Genomic DNA, 15,778 nt, shown 5'->3' with positions numbered 1-15,778 from the left:
GGGGTGGGGGGTGGGGTGGTGGGGCTCTTGGATAGGCCGAGTTCCTTGGCGCCCCCCTCTGTCCTGCCGGACATCTCCCCCTCAAGGGGGGAGATTGGACGTCATCTCCGCTTTCGCCAATTTTCGACGCCCAATGAAAAGCGCCGATCGAGCGAACTGCCAATCTCCCCCCTTGCGGGGGGTGAGGAGTGGTCCGCGCAGCGGACGGAAAGCCAATTGCTTGGCTTTCCGAACGACGAACGCCCGGAGCGACGGCGAAGGGCCGGGTCCGGCAGGACAGAGGGGGGCGCCGCAGGGTGCCGTCATCTATCGTTGGCATTGTTGCTTACAGCCGTATCGCTCGTATTGCCCGCCCCCGCCTGCGCACACGCCTCCGACCGGGGCCACGTCCTGCTGTTGCCGACCGGCTACTATCTGGCCGGAGGCGCTTTCGCCGTGGCGATCAGCTTCCTCGTCCTGGCGCTGCTGCCGGCGGCTTCGCTTGACCGCTTCTGGCGCCGACGCCTGCCGCTGTTCACCTTCGGCGACAGCGCCCGCGCCGCCATCAGCCTGATATCCTTTGCCGGCTTTGCAATTCTCATCGCCGCCGGCCTTTTCGGCAGCCGCGACCCGCTTTCAAACCCGCTGCCTCTGGTGATCTGGACCCTTTTGTGGGCCGGCGTCACGCTGTTGCAAGGCCTCTTCGGCGATCTCTGGTCATGGCTGAACCCCTGGTATGGACCATGGCGTATCGCCTCGCGCCTGTTCGGGACCGGGACATGGCGCCTGCCCCGATGGGTCGGCTGCTGGCCTGCGGCCATCTTGTTCTTCGCCTTTGCCTGGTTCGAACTCATCGATCCGGCGCCCGACGATCCGGCGCGTCTGGCCGTGGCCGCCGGCCTCTACTGGCTATTCTCTTTCCTCGCCATACTGGCGTTCGGCTATCGCGGCTGGAGCCGCAGCGGCGAATTCCTGACGGTCTTCTTCTCCATGGTGGCGCGTTTCGCAATTGTGGTACGGAACGAACGTGGCCGGCTTGCCCTGTGCTGGCCGGGCGCCAAGCTGCTGGCCGCGGAGCCCTTGCCGGCCAGCGGCATGGCTTTCCTGCTGCTCGCCCTGTCGTCGGTGTCCTTCGACGGCCTGTCGAAAACCTTCTTCTGGCTCGGCCTGTTCGCCATCAACCCGCTCGAATTTCCCGGCCGCACGGCGCTGATCGGCAGCGGCACTTTCGGGCTGATCCTGACATTCGCGCTGCTGGCGGCGGTGTTCCTGCTTGCCGTCTGGCTCGGCCAACGTCTTGCCGGCAGCGACCACATTCTTAACCAGGCGGCCGGTCAGCTGGTGTGGTCGATCGTGCCGATCGCGCTTGCCTATCACATTGCGCATTATCTGACGGCGCTGCTCGTCGACGGCCAATATGCGCTTGCGGCACTTTCCGATCCGTTCGCGATGGGCTGGAACCTGTTCGGCACCGCCGATATGCAGATCGAGGCCGGCATCGTTGCGGGGGCGGACTCTGCGTGGTGGCTGTGGAATATCCAGGCCGGCGCCATCATCCTGGGCCATGTGCTCGCCGTCCTCGTCGCTCACGGCTTCGCCTGGCGCCTGCACCCACAGCCCTCCCGCGCGGCCCTCAGCCAGTTCCCGCTTACCTTGCTGATGATCGCCTACACCGTCTTCGGCCTCTGGTTGCTTGCCACGCCGACTGTCGGATGAGAAAAGGCGACCAGCATGCCTTCGGGGAAAGCCCGCTTGCCACGTCGGGGCTTTGGTGATTTAGTTTGTACACATGCGATTTTTTGCCTCGTTGCAGCCAGTCAAAACTCAAAAACAGGGGAACTGCCGTGACTGACAAGAATGGGTTTTTCGATCTCTCCAGATCCACGCTCACCCGCCGCACCGCACTGAAGGGTCTGGCCGCAGGCGCCGGCCTCGGCCTTGCCCCTGGCTTCGTCCGCTATTCCCAGGCGCAGAGTTCGGCGCCGATCAAGATCGGCTTCCAGTCGCACCGAACCGGCATCGGCGCCGCCTATGGCCGCTGGTACGAAAAGACCACAGCTGCCGCGGTCAAGGCGATCAATGCCGCCGGCGGCATCAATGGCCGTCAGGTCGACGTGATCATCGAGGATGACGGCACCGATCCCGGCCGTGGCGCCGAGGTGGTCGGCAAGTTCGCCACCCAGCACAAGACCGACATCGTCTTCGGTACGCTGTTTTCACATGTCGTCATCGGCTCGGCGCCCGCCGCCGGCGAAAACAAGATGCCCTATTTCGTCGTCAGCGAAGGCCATCACGTCGCCTCGACCAAGCTGAACCGCTATGTCTTCCAGCCCGGCATCACCGACGTGAAGAGCCAGATCCAGTCGATGGCCCCGTGGATCGCGGCTAACGCCGGCAAGAAGGTGACGCAGATCTTCCCGGATTTCGCCTTCGGCTACGACCACCGCGACTACCTGCCGCCGGCGCTGAAGGCGCAAGGCGGCGAGGTCATCGCGCAGATCGCCATCCCGCCGACGGAATCGTCCTTCACCAAGTATTTTCCGCAGATCCCGGCCGAGACCGAGGTGATCTACCACGTCATGGTCGGCCCGGCCGTGCTCACCTTCGTCAAGGAGCTTGGTGAGTTCTACGGCTCCAACCGGCCGCAATTGTTCGGCTTCATCGATTCGCTCGAAGCCACCGACATCAACAGCCCCGGCCTCGAATTCCTCGATGGCAGCCATTTCTGGGAAGGCTCGCCGCGCTATGCGCAGGCCGATGATTCCGAGGCGCAGAAGGCCTATCGCGCTGCTGTCGGCATCGACGACAATGGCGCCGCCGTCGGCGACCCCAAGGACGTCTCCACCGCCGCCCACATGTTCGGCTGCTGGGAAACGCTCTACGTCGTCAAGAAGGCGATGGAGGACGCCGGCTACAAGGGACCGGAAGACCGCGCCAAGCTGGTCGAGGCGACCGAGGCGCTGACCGAATTCGCCGAAGGTCCGGAACATCCGCAGGGACCGAAGACCTTCAACGGCAAGATCCACCAGTGCTTTGGCATCCAGAACATCTCCAAGATCGAAGGCGGCAAGCTCAAGGTCGTGCACAAGACCAAGATCGAGGACGGACTTTACGAGGCCGAAGGGGATTATACGACGCAGGCGCTGTGAGCTGCTCCAGCACAAGCGTGAGCGCCAGGCCGCCCCCCTCTGTCCTGCCGGACCCGGCCCTTCGCTGTCGCTCCGGGCGTTCGTCGTTCGGAAAGCCAAGCAATTGGCTTTCCGTCCGCTGCGCGGACCACTCCTCACCCCCCGCAAGGGGCGCGATTGCGCTATCGCTGGGCGTGTAGCATGCACTTCGGTCCCCACCTCCTCCTCGCCGCCCTCGAAGGCCTCGTCACCTCAGCCGTGCTGGCGCTGACCGCGCTCGGCCTGTCCTTGGTGTTCGGCGTCATGCGGGTGGTCAATGTCGCGCATGGTGAGTTCTTCATGCTGGGCGCCGTGCTCGCCTGGGCGATCACCACAGCCATTGGCGGCCATCCCGCGCTCGGCTTCCTGGCCGCACTTGTGATTGCTCCGCTGATCGTCGGCGCCATTGCGCTGGTCGCCGAACGGCTGGTGCTGCGCCGGCTCAACTACAATCCGGAAGCCACCATCGTCGCCACCATCGGCATGCTCTACATCATCCAGCAGCTGGCGCTGACCTTCTACGGTCCGGAGGCGCGGCCGGTGGAGCCGCCGTTCAGCTACCGTATCCTTTTGCCGTGGTTCGGCTACTCCGGCTACAAACTGTCTGTCATCGCCGCCTCCGCGCTGCTGCTCACCGCGACATGGCTGGTGCTGACGCGCACCAGGATCGGCCTCGTCATGCGCGCCACGCAGTATGACAGCGAGACGGCGCAGGCCTTCGGCATCCCCGTCGGCCGCGTCTATGGCGGCGTCTTCGCGCTTGGCGCCATGCTGGCGGCTATTGCCGCAGTGCTGATCGTGCCGATCAGCCAGGCGCATTATCTGATGGGGCAGGACCCGCTGCTGCTCTCCTTCATCGTCGTCATCATCGGCGGCCTCGGCTCGCTGCGCGGCACGGTCGTCGCCGCCGTGCTGATCGGTCTCTCCGACGGCATCATCTCGATGTTCTTCTCGCCGACGCTGGCCAAGATCATCGCCACGCTGCTGGTCGCCATGGTGCTGGTGTTCCGTCCGCAAGGCTTGTTCGGGACGAGGTCGCGATGAGCGAAGCTTCGCCGGTAAAAGCCTATGCCCTGCATCTCGGCGTCGTCGGGCTGCTTTTCGTGCTGAGCTTCCTTCTGCCGGAATACTATCACGGCCTGCTCGCCCGCATCATGGTGCTGGCGGTGTTCGCCATGGGCTACAACATGCTGTTCGGCTATGTCGGCCTGCTCAGCCTCGGCCATGCCATGTTCTTTGCCGCCGGGCTCTATGGCGCCGGCCTTGCCGTCATCCAGCTCGGCTGGAGCGTACCAGCGGCGTTCGCCGCCGGGCTTGCCTGTGGTGTTGTTGTGTCACTCGTGATCGGCCTGCTGGCGCTGCGCACCACGGGCGTCGCCTTCATGATCGTCACCATGATGTTCGCGCAAGTGTTCTACCTCCTCATCCTCTACTTCGCGACGTGGACCGGCGGCGACCAGGGCATGGTCGTGCCGCAGCCGGCCCGTGTGCTCAGCTTCGGCGCGACATCGCTCGAGCTCACCAATCCGACCGTTCGCTACATGACAGCGCTGGCGCTGTTTTCGATCGTGCTGCTCGTCACATTGGGCATCGTCCGCTCCCGCTATGGCCGCGTGCTGGTCGCCATCCGCGAAAATGAGGAGCGCACGAAGATGCTCGGCTACGACACGTTTTCGAACAAGCTCGCCGCCGTCGTCATCTCCGGCATCATCTGCGCGGCCTCGGGTGCCGCCTATGCGCTGCTGTTCGGCTATGTCGGATCGAGCTTCGCGTCGGTGCAATATTCGATCCTGCCGCTGCTGTGGGCGCTGCTGGGCGGTGCTGCAACAACGCTCGGGCCGCTGATCGGCACGCTGTTCATGTACTATGTCATCGATATCACCAGCGGCTACACCTCCGCCTATCTGCTGATTGTGGGCATCGCGCTGATCCTGCTTGTGCTGTTTTTCCCCAAAGGCATTCTGGGCAGCATTAGGCAGCGCTGGCTCGGGTGGCTGCCATGATGCCGCTTTTGACCACCAAGGGCCTTTCTCGCGACTTCGGCGGCCTGCGTGCCGTCGACCGTGTGGATTTCTCCTTGATGCCGGGCGAAATCCGCGCCGTGATCGGCCCCAATGGAGCGGGGAAGACCACCTTCGTCAGCCTGGTCAGCGGCCGCATCCAGCCGTCTGCCGGCATGATCGTCTTCGACGGCGCCGACATCACCAATCTGCCTGCCTATGTCAGGGTCCGCAGGGGGATCGCCTACACCTTCCAGCTCACCAGCGTCTATGCCAACCTGTCCGTCTACGCCAACGTCGCGCTGCCCGCGCAACTGACGCTGCGGCATGGCAGCCATTCCAGGAGCGCGATACAGGCCGCTGTCATGACCGCACTCGAACGCACCGGCCTGGCCGATCGCGCCCACATGCCGGCCGGGCAGTTGTCCTACGGCCATCAGCGCCTGCTGGAAGTGGCGATGGGCCTGGCGCTGAAGCCGCGCCTGCTGATCCTCGACGAGCCGACGCAAGGGCTGGCCGACAGCGAGATCGACAATTTCGTCACCCTGGTGCGCGAGATCGCCAAGAATGCCACCGTGCTTCTGATCGAGCACAACATGCCTGTCGTCATGCAGCTGGCCGACCGCATCACTGTCTTCAATGCCGGCAAGATCCTCGCCGAAGGCACGCCCGAAGCGATCCGCGAAAACGCGGCGGTGCAGGAAGCCTATCTGGGGACTGCCCCATGACCGAGGCAAACCAGGCCGAGGCCACGCCTCAAGCACTCACCATTTCGGGGCTCGACTGCTTCTATGGCGAGGTCCAGGTGCTCTATGGCCTCGACCTGGTGCTGAACAAAGGCGAGGTGCTGTGCCTGTTCGGCCGCAATGGAGCCGGCAAGACGACGACACTCAAGGCCATCATGGGGCTGGTTCCCTCGAGCGCCGGCTCGATCAGGCTCGATGGCAAGGAGTTGACCGGCCTGCCGGCGCATGAGGTGCCCAAGGCCGGCGTCGCCTATGTGCCGCAGGGAAGGCGACTGTTCGCCGAAATGACGGTGGCGGAAAACATCGAGATCGGCCTGATGGCGCGCGGCAAGGGCAAGGCGACGCGTGAAAACGTGCTCGACCTCTTTCCATTGCTGCGCCAGCGGCTGCGGCAGCGTTCCGGCACACTGTCCGGCGGCGAACAGCAGATGCTGGCGATGGCGCGTGCACTCTGCCTCGAACCGCAGGTGCTATTGCTCGACGAGCCGACCGAAGGGCTGATGCCGTCGATGATCGCCAAGATCCGCGAGACGGTGTCGACGCTGCGTGACATGGGCGTGTCGACCATCCTGGTCGAACAACGGGTCGATGCAGTGCTTTCTGTCGCCGACCGCGTTGCCTTCGTCGAAAACGGCCGCAACCGCGAGACGGTCGATGTCCAAGAACTGCGCGCCGATCCGTCAGCGGTGCGCCGTTATGTCGGCGTGGGTTGATCAGCCGAAGAACAGAAAACCCGCTACCAAAAATGTCGGGATCAGCACCAGGCCCGACCATGCCATATAGCCGAAAAAGCCCGGCATCTTCACGCCGCGATGTCGGGCGATGGCGTAGACCATGAAGTTCGGCGCATTGCCGATATAGGTGTTGGCGCCCATGAACACCGCGCCGGCCGAGATCGCGGCAAGCGTCGAAGCGAACTCCGTCATCAGGTGCCGGGGGTCACCGCCGGCAAGCTCGAAGAACACCAGATAAGTCGGCGCATTGTCGAGGAAGGATGACAGCGCCCCGGTCAGCCAGAAATAGGCGAGATCGTTGGGTTGGCCGGAGGAAGAACTCACAAGCGACACCAGCGGCGCCAGCGCACCCTCATGGCCTGCCCTGAGGATGGCGATGACCGGCACGATGCAGATGAAGATGCCGGCAAACAATTTGGCCACCTCTGCTATCGGACCCCAGTTGAAGCCATTGGCCTCGCGGTATTCCTTGCGCGAAATGACAAGTGAAACGAGGGCGAGCGCCAGGATCATGGCGTCGCGCACCAGATTCTGCAGTTCCAGGCTGACGCCGAACACGGAGAAGCTGACGCCCGGCTTCCAAGCCGCCGATAGTAGGATGGCGCCGATCACCCCCGCCAGCAGCGGAAGGTTGGCCAGGCCGCGCAGGCGCACCTTGGTATCCGGTGTCGGGTCCTTGATCTTCGGCGCGCCAGCCTCGCGCCGGTGCAGGATGATGTCGATCACCAGAAAAACGCCCAGCACGACACCGCCGACGAACAGCGTCTCGCGCCAGAGGTTCGTCGTCGTCCAGAAGAAGTCGACGCCGCGCAGGAAGCCGACGAACAGCGGCGGATCGCCAAGCGGCGTCAGCGAGCCGCCGATGTTGGACACCAGGAAGATGAAGAAGATAACGACATGGGCGTTGAACGGCCTGTTATCGTTGGCGCGGATGATCGGCCGGATCAGGATCATCGAGGCACCGGTCGTGCCGATCACCGAGGCCAGCAGCGCGCCGACCAGCAGCAGGCCGGCATTCACCAGCGGCGTGCCGTGAATGTTGCCGGCAAGGAGAATGCCGCCGGAAATGGTGAACAGCGCAAACAGCAGGATGATGAACGACATGTATTCGGTGAGCAACGCATGCAGCACCGCTTCGGTCGCTGTGGGGACACCGAAGGCAACCGCCAGCGGCAGGATCACCAGAGCGCCCCAAAGGGCCGCGATCTTGCCGTAGTGATGCTCCCAGACATGAAGAAACAGCAGCGGACCAGTGGCGATCGACAACAGCAGCCCGGCAAAGGGCAGCGCCCACCACAGCGACATCGAAGCGCCGGGCAGGCCGTGTTCCTCCGCCCCGAAAGCCTGTGCCGGAAACAGCACGGCCACGACGATTGCCGCCTTCGTCGCGACCCACAAAAAGCCCCTCTTGCGCCTCACGATCCGTCAGTCCGACAAAGGGTCTTCGAGCCTCACGCCGGCGTCGCGCATGCGCTGCAGCATGGCATGGAGCGAACCGTTGAGATCGATGCCGCGGCAGGCATCCAGCCGCAGTGTGGTTTTGAAGCCCTGGCTGACGGCATCCAGCGCCGAAAAGCCGACGCAGAAATCGGTCGCCAGCCCGACCAGGGTCAGCGTGTCGATGCCGCGCTCCCGGAGGTAGCCGGCAAGGCCGGTCTGGGTCGTGCGGTCGTTCTCGAAGAAGGCCGAGTAGCTGTCGATATCAGGCCGAAATCCCTTGCGAATGACGAGCTCGGCCTTGGTCCAGGCGAGGCCGGAATGGAAATCCGAGCCCAGGCTGCCCTGGATGCAGTGGTCCGGCCACAGCGTCTGCTGGCCGTACGGCATTTCGATCATGGTGAAGGGCTGCGCGCCCGGATGGCTGGAAGCAAAGCTGGAGTGACCGGCGGGATGCCAGTCCTGCGTCAGCACGACATGGTCGGTTCGCCGGATCAGGTCGTTGACCAGCGGCACGATCTCGTCGCCGCCGGCAACCGCCAGCGCGCCGCCGGGACAAAAATCGTTCTGCAGGTCGATGACGACAAGCGCTTCGTCGGCCATGGGCTTTCCTCTTCCGTATGCAGGCTCCAGTGGAAAATGCCGCTGACGCGACCGGACGCAGAAACTTGACCAGATGGCCGGCCGCGTCAACCTCTCAAGCCATAACAAATGCGTGCCGGCGGCGCCGCGGCAAACTCCGGCTTTGACAAATCCTGCCAGCTTGATATCATTTGCATACGAATGAATTTTCCGACCCTGTGCTGGAAGGATCTTTCTAAGTACCAGCTCTGGAAGGCCTCTTTTCGGGAAGGCAAAGCGTGATCCGTTACGCGAAACCCACCTCGGTCGACGAAGCGCTCGCTTTGCTTGGCGAGGGCGCCTGGCGCATCCTTGCCGGCGGCACCGATTTCTATCCGGCACAGGGCAGCAAACCGATCCGCGACAATGTTCTCGACGTTAACGGCCTGGCGGCGCTTTGCGGCATTGCCGAGACGAGCGACCATTTCGTCATCGGCGCGCGCACGACCTGGACCGACATCGTCCGCCATCCCTTGCCGCCGGCCTTCGAGGCGCTGAAGCAGGCGGCGCGAGAGGTCGGCTCGGCGCAGATCCAGAACGTCGCCTCGGTCGCCGGCAATCTCTGCAACGCCTCGCCTGCCGCCGACGGCGTGCCGGCCCTGCTCGTCCTCGATGCCGAGGTCGAGCTGCGCTCGGTGGCAGCGACGCGGCACCTGCCGTTGCAGGACTTCATTCTCGGCAATCGCCGCACGGCTCTGCTGCCCGGTGAGATGGTCACGGCGATCCGCGTGCCGAAGCCCAGCGGCACGTCGGCTTTCGTCAAGCTCGGCGCCCGGCGCTACCTCGTCATTTCCATTGCCATGGTGGCGGCACGTCTGGCCGTCGACAATGGCACCGTCCGGCAAGCGGCGGTCGCGGCCGGCTCCTGTTCGGTGGTGGCCAAGCGGCTGGCCGGCGTCGAAGCCGCGTTGTGCGGGCTGCCGGTGGATGGCGAGCTTGCCGATGCGGTCCTGTCCGCGCCGATGAGCGAACTGTCGCCGATCGCCGATGTGCGCGGCAGCGCCGAATACCGGCTTGATGCAGTGCGCGAGATTGTTGCCCGCGCCGTGCTTGCGGCTGTGGGGCGGACGACTGGCGAAGAGGTGGCGGCATGAGCCAGGTTCAACCTGACGTGCGTGAAGCAGTGCCCGACCTGGGCGCCGTTCGGCCTGCTCGCGGCCCGGAGCGCGTTGACATCGCCTTCGAGGTCAATGGCAGCGCCGTATCGGTCAATGTGCCGCCGCTGCGCCGACTGTCCCTGGTGCTGCGCGACGAACTGGGGCTGACCGGCACCAAGGTCGGCTGCGATGCCGGCGATTGCGGCGCCTGTACGGTGCTGGTCGACGGCGATCCCGTCTGCGCCTGCCTGATGTCGGCGGCGTCCGCTGCCGGCGTATCGGTGACGACAGTTGAAGGGCTTGCCAACGGCCGGCTGTCGACGCTGTCGACGTTGCAGGCCTCTTTCCTTGCCCATGGCGCGGCGCAGTGCGGGATTTGCACGCCCGCTCTGTTGGTTGCGGCGACGGCTCTGCTGGAGAAGAAGGCGAGCCCCACCGAGGTCGAGGTACAGGACGCGCTCGGCGGAATTCTGTGCCGCTGCACCGGCTACCGGAAGATCATTGCCGCAGTGATGGATGCCTCCCTGCAGGCAGCAAGCCTGGATTTCCGCTTGCCCCGGTCAGGCCACGCGATCGGTTCCTCGCCCATCCGGCTCGATGGCGTGCCGAAAGTCACCGGGGCTGAGAAATTCGGCAGCGATTCCTTCCCCGCCGATGCACTGGCGGTGCTGGTGGTCCGCTCTCCGCATTATCACGCCAGCTTCGCCTTCGGTGACCTCGATGGCTGGGCGAAGGCACATCCCGGCGTTGCCGGCGTCTTCACCGCAGCCGACATTCCGGGAAAAAACTGTTTCGGCGTCATCGGCCCGTTCGCCGACCAGCCGGCACTGGCCGAAGGGTTTGCCCGCCTTCGCGGTGAGGCGGTGGCGTTGGTCGCTGGCGAGCGCGAGGCGATGCTCGATATCGACCTCTCGGATTTTCCGATCCGCTGGACCGAATTGCCGCATGTTCTCCAATCCTGCGAAGCGCGCGCCGGCGGTGCCAAGCTCATCCATGAGAACAGACCGGCAAACCTGCTGACCTCCGGCTTCGTCGAACGCGGCGATCCGGAAGGGGCCCTTGCCGGTGCAGCGTTCACGGTTTCCGGCGTCATCGACACCTCCTATGTCGAGCACGCCTATATCGAACCGGAAGCCGGCTATGCCTATGTGGACGGCGACACGCTGGTCGTCGTCGCCTGCACCCAGGCGCCCTATATGGACCGCGACGAGACGGCGAAGGTGCTCGGCCTTGCCGTCGACAAGGTGCGCATCGTGCCGACCGCGACCGGCGGCGGTTTCGGCTCGAAGCTCGACGTCTCGCTGCAGCCGCTGATCGGCCTTGTGGCGATGAAGACAGGGCGGCCGGCGGCACTTGCCTACACCCGCACCGAATCGATGATGTCGACCACCAAGCGCCATCCGGCCGAGATGAAAGCGACCATCGGCGCCGATGCCGACGGCCTTGTCACCGGCATGATTTTTGAAGGCGATTTCAACACCGGCGCCTATGCAAGCTGGGGCCCTACCGTGGCCAACCGCGTGCCGGTGCACGCCTCCGGACCCTACGCGACGCCGAACTACCGCGCCGAAGGCCGCGCCATCCATACGCATGGGCCGATCTCCGGCGCCTTCCGCGGCTTCGGCGTGCCGCAAGCGACGATCATGCAGGAGACCCTCTATGATGAGCTGGCCGGCAAGCTCGGCATGGACAGGCTCGATTTTCGCTTGAAGAATTGCCTTCGTAACGGCTCCGAAACGGTCACAGGACAGCTTCTGGACTCCGGCGTCGGCATTGCCGAATGCCTCGAATCGCTACAGCCGCATTGGGCGCGCGCGGCGGCCGATGCGGAGGCATTCAACAGTGCCAACACAGATAGAAAGCGCGGCGTCGGCGTCGCGTCCTGCTGGTATGGCTGCGGCAACACCTCGCTGCCCAATCCGTCGACCATCCGGGTCGGCATCGCGGCCGGCGGCACGGTCATCCTGCACCAGGGCGCGGTCGATATCGGCCAGGGTTCGAACACGGTCATCGCCCAGATCTGCGCCGACGCACTCGGCCTGCCGCTGGAGAGATTCCAGCTGAAGAGCGCCGATACATCAATTACTCCCGATGCCGGCAAGACATCGGCCTCGCGCCAGACCTTCGTCACCGGCAAGGCGGCCGAGAAGGCCGGCCGCGCCTTGCGTGAAAAGATTCTGCGTTTCGCCAATGTTTCGGAAAAAGCCGCTCTCCAACTCGACGGCCCGGCGATCGTCATCCGCGAGGGAGAAGCCACCCGCCGCATCGATCTCACGACGTTGGACCTGGATGCCCAGGGCTTCGTCTTCCGTGCCGAGGAGAGCTACGACCCGCCGACGCTGCCCCTCGATGCCAAGGGCCAGGGCAAACCCTACGCCGTTTACGGCTATGGCGCGCAGATTGCCGAGTTGGAGGTCGATCTCAAGCTCGGCACGGTGAAGCTGATCAAGATCACCGCCGCGCATGATGTGGGCAAGGCGATCAACCCGCTGCTGGCCGAAGGCCAGATCGAAGGCGGTATCGCGCAAGGCATCGGCATGGCGCTGATGGAAGAGTACATCCCCGGCCGCACGGAGAATCTGCACGATTATCTCATCCCGACCATTGGCGACGTGCCGCCGATCGAGACCATCCTGATAGAAGTTCCGGATCCGGAAGGACCCTTTGGGGCCAAGGGTTTGGGCGAGCATGTGCTGATCCCGACGGCGCCGGCAATCCTCAACGCCATCCGCCACGCCACCGGCGTTCTGATCACCAAGGTTCCGGCGACGCCGACGCGTATCCGCGCTGGCATCCGCGAAAGAGATGGCATCCGCGAAAAGGAGGCACGCCGATGAGCGAGCTTGCCGAACGCTTCGAGACCCATGATCCCGGCGAGAAGCTGGTGGCGGAGAAGATCCGCTGCGATGCCTGCCCGGTGATGTGCTACATATCAGATGGGCGCACCGGCGCCTGCGACCGCTACGGCAATGTCGGCGGCAGGATCGTGCGGATGGACCCGCTGACCATCCTCGACCATGCGGCCGAGGCCGGCGCGGCAATCGTGCCGTTCGTCGCCGAGGGCGAACAATGGGACGGCGAACTGGTCAACACCGGCCGCCGCTTCGTCACCGCCATCGGTGCCGGCACCACCTATCCCGACTACAAGCCGGCGCCGTTCATCGTCAGCCAGGAAGTCGAAGGCGTCGATCTCGTCACCGTCGTCACGGAAGGCATTTTTTCTTACTGCGGCGTCAAGGTGAAGATCGACACCGACCGGCATATCGGACCCGAGACGGCTATTGTGCGATCGCAAGGCGAGGCAATCGGCCATGTCACGACGGGCGAGTATGGCTCGCAGATGCTGTCGCTGGGCGGCGTGCATCATCTGACCGGCGGCTCGAAGGCCGAAGGACGCGCCACCTGCGACGCGCTGCTCAATCTGTGCAACCGCAAGCCGGTGGAACTCGCCATCGACGGCGGCGCCACCATAACAGTCGAAGCCGGCAAAGCGCCTGTCATCGACGGCAAGCAGGAACATCGCATGCGCGTCGGCTGCGGCTCGGCGACCATCGGCATGTTCGCCACGCAATGGCGCGGCCTTGTCGACGAGGTGGTGGTGGTCGACGACCACATCACCGGCGTCGTTTCCGAGCATCAGGCCGGCAAGGTGCTGGGCTGGCAGGACACAGGGATAAAGATCATCGGCCGCCGTTCGACGCCGGGCCGCTATTTCAAGGTGTCCGAGCCAGGCGTCGGCTGGGGCGGCACCAGCATTTCAGACCCGCTGTCGATCCTTGGCGAGTGGAACGCCAAGAAGGGTGCGCGGCCGGGCCTGTCGCTGCTGATGGTTTCGACCACCGGCGAGCAATTCGCCTATTACGAGCTCGACGACGAGTTGAAGCCGGTGCAAAAACCGTTTCCGGAACGGCTGCAAAAATCGGTCGGCCTGATCGAGGACAATTGCGAGCCGGCTTTGTGCACGGTGCTGTTCATCGGCGGCGCCGGCGGTTCGCTGCGCGCCGGCGTCACCGAAAACCCGGTCAATCTCACCCGCTCGGTTCAGGGCCTGACCACCTATGTCACGGTCGGCGGCGCGCCGGTCTATGTCTGGCCGGGCGGCGGCATCACGCTGATGGTCGATGTCACACGGGTGCCGGAAGGCGCCTTCGGCTATGTGCCTACACCGGCGCTGGTGGCGCCGATCGAATTCACGCTGCGCCGCGACGACTATGTCAGGCTCGGCGGGTACGAGGCCGAGATCCGCAGCGTCGAGGATATTGTCGCAAAAGGCGGTGAGTACCTGAATCCGCGCCGCGGCACAGGCGCCGAAACCAACAATCCATGGCCGCCACTCGCGCAGCTACGTCGTGCCGGCTCGAACGGGGCCGGGTGATGCAAGGCCCGCAAGCGCATTGGCTGCAGGACGGCAAGCGGCTGCATCTCAACCACGGACCGATCGACCTGATCGTCGAGGTTTTTGGTGAGGCGGATGAATGCCGCCGAGCCTATGAACAGGCCATAGCGCGGTTCCAGACGATCCTGGTGGAGCTGGTCGAGGAACTCCCCGAATTGCGGCTGCCGGCGTTTTTCCTGGCGCCGCGCACCTTCGCCGGCCCGACGGCGCGCCGCATGGAGGCCGCCGTCACGCCCCTGGCGGAATGCTTTATAACTCCGATGGCGGCCGTCGCGGGATCGGTAGCCGACGAAATGCTCGCCGCATTGCTTGCCGGTCGCAAGATCGAGCGCGCCTATGTCAACAATGGCGGCGACTGCGCGCTCCATATCGGCAAGGGCCAGTCGATGGGTCTGGCGGTAGCCGGTACCGGCAACGGCATGGCCGACCGGATCACGATCCGCGCGGAAGATGGCGTTCGCGGCGTCGCCACCAGCGGTTGGCGTGGCCGCTCCTTCTCGCTTGGCATTGCCGACGCCGTCACCGTTCTGGCGCGGACCGGCGCCGAAGCCGATGCGGCGGCGACGCTCATCGCCAACGCGGTGGACCTGCCCGGCAATCCCGCCATCAAGCGCATTTCCGCACACGAACTGTCGCCCGACAGCGATCTCGGCTCGCGGCTGGTGACGCAAGGCGTCGGCACGCTTGCCTTTGGCGAAGTGGCGCGCGCGCTGGACAATGGCCTTGCCGTCGCCGAAGATTTTCGCCGGCGGGGGCTTATTGCCGGGTCGGCGCTGTTTCTCGGCGGCGAGATCCGCATCAGTGGCTCGGTTGCGCTTGCCGCGCCCAACGAAACTTCGAGGGAGGAAGTTGCCCATGCCTGAGTTTCCGATCCGCAAGATCGCGGTTCTGACCGAAGAGATCTTTCACGAGGGCGGGCCGGTGGCCAAGGTGCCGCGCCGCCGTGCCGCCGCCATGGCGCTGGTAAAGAACCCGTTCGCCGGGCGCTATGTCGAGGAGCTGCAGAGCGCCATGGACGATCTCAAGCCGCTCGGCCTGCTGCTCGCCGACCGGCTGATCGCGGCGCTCGGCGGCGACGTCAAGCAGATCGACGGCTACGGCAAAGGCGCCATTGTCGGCACCGCAGGTGAGCTGGAACACGGCGCGCTCTGGCATGTGCCCGGCGGCTACGCCATGCGCGAGCGGCTCGGCGACGCCAAGGCGATCGTGCCGTCGGCCAAGAAGGTCGGCGCTTTCGGTTCGAAGCTCGACGTGCCGCTCGGCCACATCAACGCCGCCTATGTGCGCAGCCATTTCGACGCCATGGAAGTCGGCATGTCCGATGGTCCGCGCCCCGACGAGATCCTGTTCTGCCTCGCCATGACTTGTGGTCCGCGCATCCACGATCGCATGGGTGGTCTCGCGGCCGATGACATCAAAGCCTGGGATGGGCTGCGGTGAGCGGCGAGGACAATCTGCTCAAGCTGGTCGAGGTCGAGGCGCCGGACGACCAGGATTACCTCCTGCAGGAGCAGGTCGGCTTCATCCTGCGCAAGGCGCATCAGCGCCATGTCGCGATCTTTGCCGCGCATATCGGCGATCTGACGCCGCCGCAATTCGCG

General features: G+C 64.8%; 13 protein-coding genes and 1 pseudogene. 12 read left to right on the top strand and 2 right to left on the bottom strand.

Annotated elements, in window-relative coordinates:
* Nucleotides 1-27 precede the first annotated feature (27 nt).
* The 6 genes from EN914_RS04805 to EN914_RS04775 all read left to right on the top strand — a co-directional run bounded on the left by EN914_RS04805 (nt 28) and on the right by EN914_RS04775 (nt 6,605).
* Nucleotides 28-1,695 (top strand): hypothetical protein, encoded by a 1,668-nt coding sequence (locus tag EN914_RS04805; RefSeq protein WP_032898746.1) that lies wholly within the window; start codon nt 28-30, stop codon nt 1,693-1,695.
* 128 nt (nt 1,696-1,823) lie between these two features.
* Nucleotides 1,824-3,128: an ABC transporter substrate-binding protein gene (locus EN914_RS04800; RefSeq protein WP_024502061.1), complete on the top strand. Its 1,305-nt coding sequence runs from the start codon at nt 1,824-1,826 to the stop codon at nt 3,126-3,128.
* A 180-nt stretch (nt 3,129-3,308) separates the two neighbouring features.
* Entirely contained in the window at nt 3,309-4,190 is an 882-nt protein-coding gene (locus tag EN914_RS04790; protein WP_013528443.1) for a branched-chain amino acid ABC transporter permease, read from the top strand.
* On the top strand, nt 4,187-5,149 hold the full coding sequence (locus EN914_RS04785; RefSeq protein ID WP_024502062.1) for a branched-chain amino acid ABC transporter permease: 963 nt from the start codon (nt 4,187-4,189) through the stop codon (nt 5,147-5,149). The genes EN914_RS04790 and EN914_RS04785 overlap by 4 nt, the downstream gene beginning before the upstream one ends.
* Nucleotides 5,146-5,874, top strand: coding sequence for an ABC transporter ATP-binding protein (locus tag EN914_RS04780; protein ID WP_024502063.1), 729 nt, complete (start codon nt 5,146-5,148; stop codon nt 5,872-5,874). Before EN914_RS04785 ends, EN914_RS04780 begins: the two co-directional genes overlap by 4 nt.
* Nucleotides 5,871-6,605 carry an ABC transporter ATP-binding protein gene (locus tag EN914_RS04775; RefSeq protein ID WP_024502064.1) on the top strand — a complete coding sequence of 245 codons (735 nt, stop codon included), beginning with the start codon at nt 5,871-5,873 and terminating at the stop codon, nt 6,603-6,605. The genes EN914_RS04780 and EN914_RS04775 overlap by 4 nt, the downstream gene beginning before the upstream one ends.
* Here the strand turns inward: EN914_RS04775 and EN914_RS04770 are convergent, their stop codons facing one another.
* Complete coding sequence (locus EN914_RS04770) at nt 6,606-8,024, bottom strand: sodium:proton antiporter (protein WP_024502065.1); 1,419 nt, start codon at nt 8,022-8,024, stop codon at nt 6,606-6,608.
* 27 nt (nt 8,025-8,051) lie between these two features.
* A complete protein-coding gene (gene pncA, locus EN914_RS04765) occupies nt 8,052-8,666 on the bottom strand; it encodes a bifunctional nicotinamidase/pyrazinamidase (protein WP_024502066.1) in 615 nt (204 codons plus the stop codon).
* Between the two features lie 257 nt (nt 8,667-8,923).
* On the opposite strand from pncA, the gene EN914_RS04760 reads away from it, so the two are divergent.
* The 6 genes and pseudogenes from EN914_RS04760 to EN914_RS39090 all read left to right on the top strand — a co-directional run.
* Entirely contained in the window at nt 8,924-9,778 is an 855-nt protein-coding gene (locus EN914_RS04760; RefSeq protein ID WP_024502067.1) for a xanthine dehydrogenase family protein subunit M, read from the top strand.
* The gene (locus tag EN914_RS04755) at nt 9,775-12,618 is read left to right on the top strand and encodes a molybdopterin-dependent oxidoreductase (RefSeq protein WP_024502068.1); all 2,844 of its coding nucleotides are present in this window, start codon (nt 9,775-9,777) and stop codon (nt 12,616-12,618) included. Before EN914_RS04760 ends, EN914_RS04755 begins: the two co-directional genes overlap by 4 nt.
* The gene (locus EN914_RS04750; RefSeq protein WP_024502069.1) at nt 12,615-14,156 is read left to right on the top strand and encodes a 6-hydroxynicotinate reductase; all 1,542 of its coding nucleotides are present in this window, start codon (nt 12,615-12,617) and stop codon (nt 14,154-14,156) included. Before EN914_RS04755 ends, EN914_RS04750 begins: the two co-directional genes overlap by 4 nt.
* Entirely contained in the window at nt 14,156-15,040 is an 885-nt protein-coding gene (locus tag EN914_RS04745; protein ID WP_024502070.1) for a UPF0280 family protein, read from the top strand. The genes EN914_RS04750 and EN914_RS04745 overlap by 1 nt, the downstream gene beginning before the upstream one ends.
* Nucleotides 15,033-15,617 carry an amino acid synthesis family protein gene (locus EN914_RS04740; RefSeq protein ID WP_024502071.1) on the top strand — a complete coding sequence of 195 codons (585 nt, stop codon included), beginning with the start codon at nt 15,033-15,035 and terminating at the stop codon, nt 15,615-15,617. The genes EN914_RS04745 and EN914_RS04740 overlap by 8 nt, the downstream gene beginning before the upstream one ends.
* Nucleotides 15,614-15,778 (top strand): annotated as a pseudogene (locus tag EN914_RS39090) (MarR family transcriptional regulator); the annotation flags it as partial. The gene EN914_RS04740 and the pseudogene EN914_RS39090, both read left to right, overlap by 4 nt.

This window comes from Mesorhizobium sp. M7A.F.Ca.CA.001.08.2.1, assembly GCF_003998455.1.
Taxonomy (GTDB): Bacteria; Pseudomonadota; Alphaproteobacteria; order Rhizobiales; family Rhizobiaceae; genus Mesorhizobium; species Mesorhizobium ciceri.
The sequence above is the reverse complement of the archived record's forward strand: the minus strand, read 5'-3'. Positions and strand labels throughout refer to the sequence as shown.

What these genes read in the sequence shown, in the direction of transcription:
- EN914_RS04790 (WP_013528443.1), top strand. Translation starts at nt 3,309, where the DNA reads ATGCACTTCGGTCCCCACCTCCTCCTCGCCGCCCTCGAAGGCCTCGTC.
- EN914_RS04785 (WP_024502062.1), top strand. Translation starts at nt 4,187, where the DNA reads ATGAGCGAAGCTTCGCCGGTAAAAGCCTATGCCCTGCATCTCGGCGTC.
- EN914_RS04780 (WP_024502063.1), top strand. Translation starts at nt 5,146, where the DNA reads ATGATGCCGCTTTTGACCACCAAGGGCCTTTCTCGCGACTTCGGCGGC.
- EN914_RS04775 (WP_024502064.1), top strand. Translation starts at nt 5,871, where the DNA reads ATGACCGAGGCAAACCAGGCCGAGGCCACGCCTCAAGCACTCACCATT.
- pncA (WP_024502066.1), bottom strand. Translation starts at nt 8,666, where the DNA reads ATGGCCGACGAAGCGCTTGTCGTCATCGACCTGCAGAACGATTTTTGT.
- EN914_RS04755 (WP_024502068.1), top strand. Translation starts at nt 9,775, where the DNA reads ATGAGCCAGGTTCAACCTGACGTGCGTGAAGCAGTGCCCGACCTGGGC.
- EN914_RS04750 (WP_024502069.1), top strand. Translation starts at nt 12,615, where the DNA reads ATGAGCGAGCTTGCCGAACGCTTCGAGACCCATGATCCCGGCGAGAAG.
- EN914_RS04745 (WP_024502070.1), top strand. Translation starts at nt 14,156, where the DNA reads ATGCAAGGCCCGCAAGCGCATTGGCTGCAGGACGGCAAGCGGCTGCAT.
- EN914_RS04740 (WP_024502071.1), top strand. Translation starts at nt 15,033, where the DNA reads ATGCCTGAGTTTCCGATCCGCAAGATCGCGGTTCTGACCGAAGAGATC.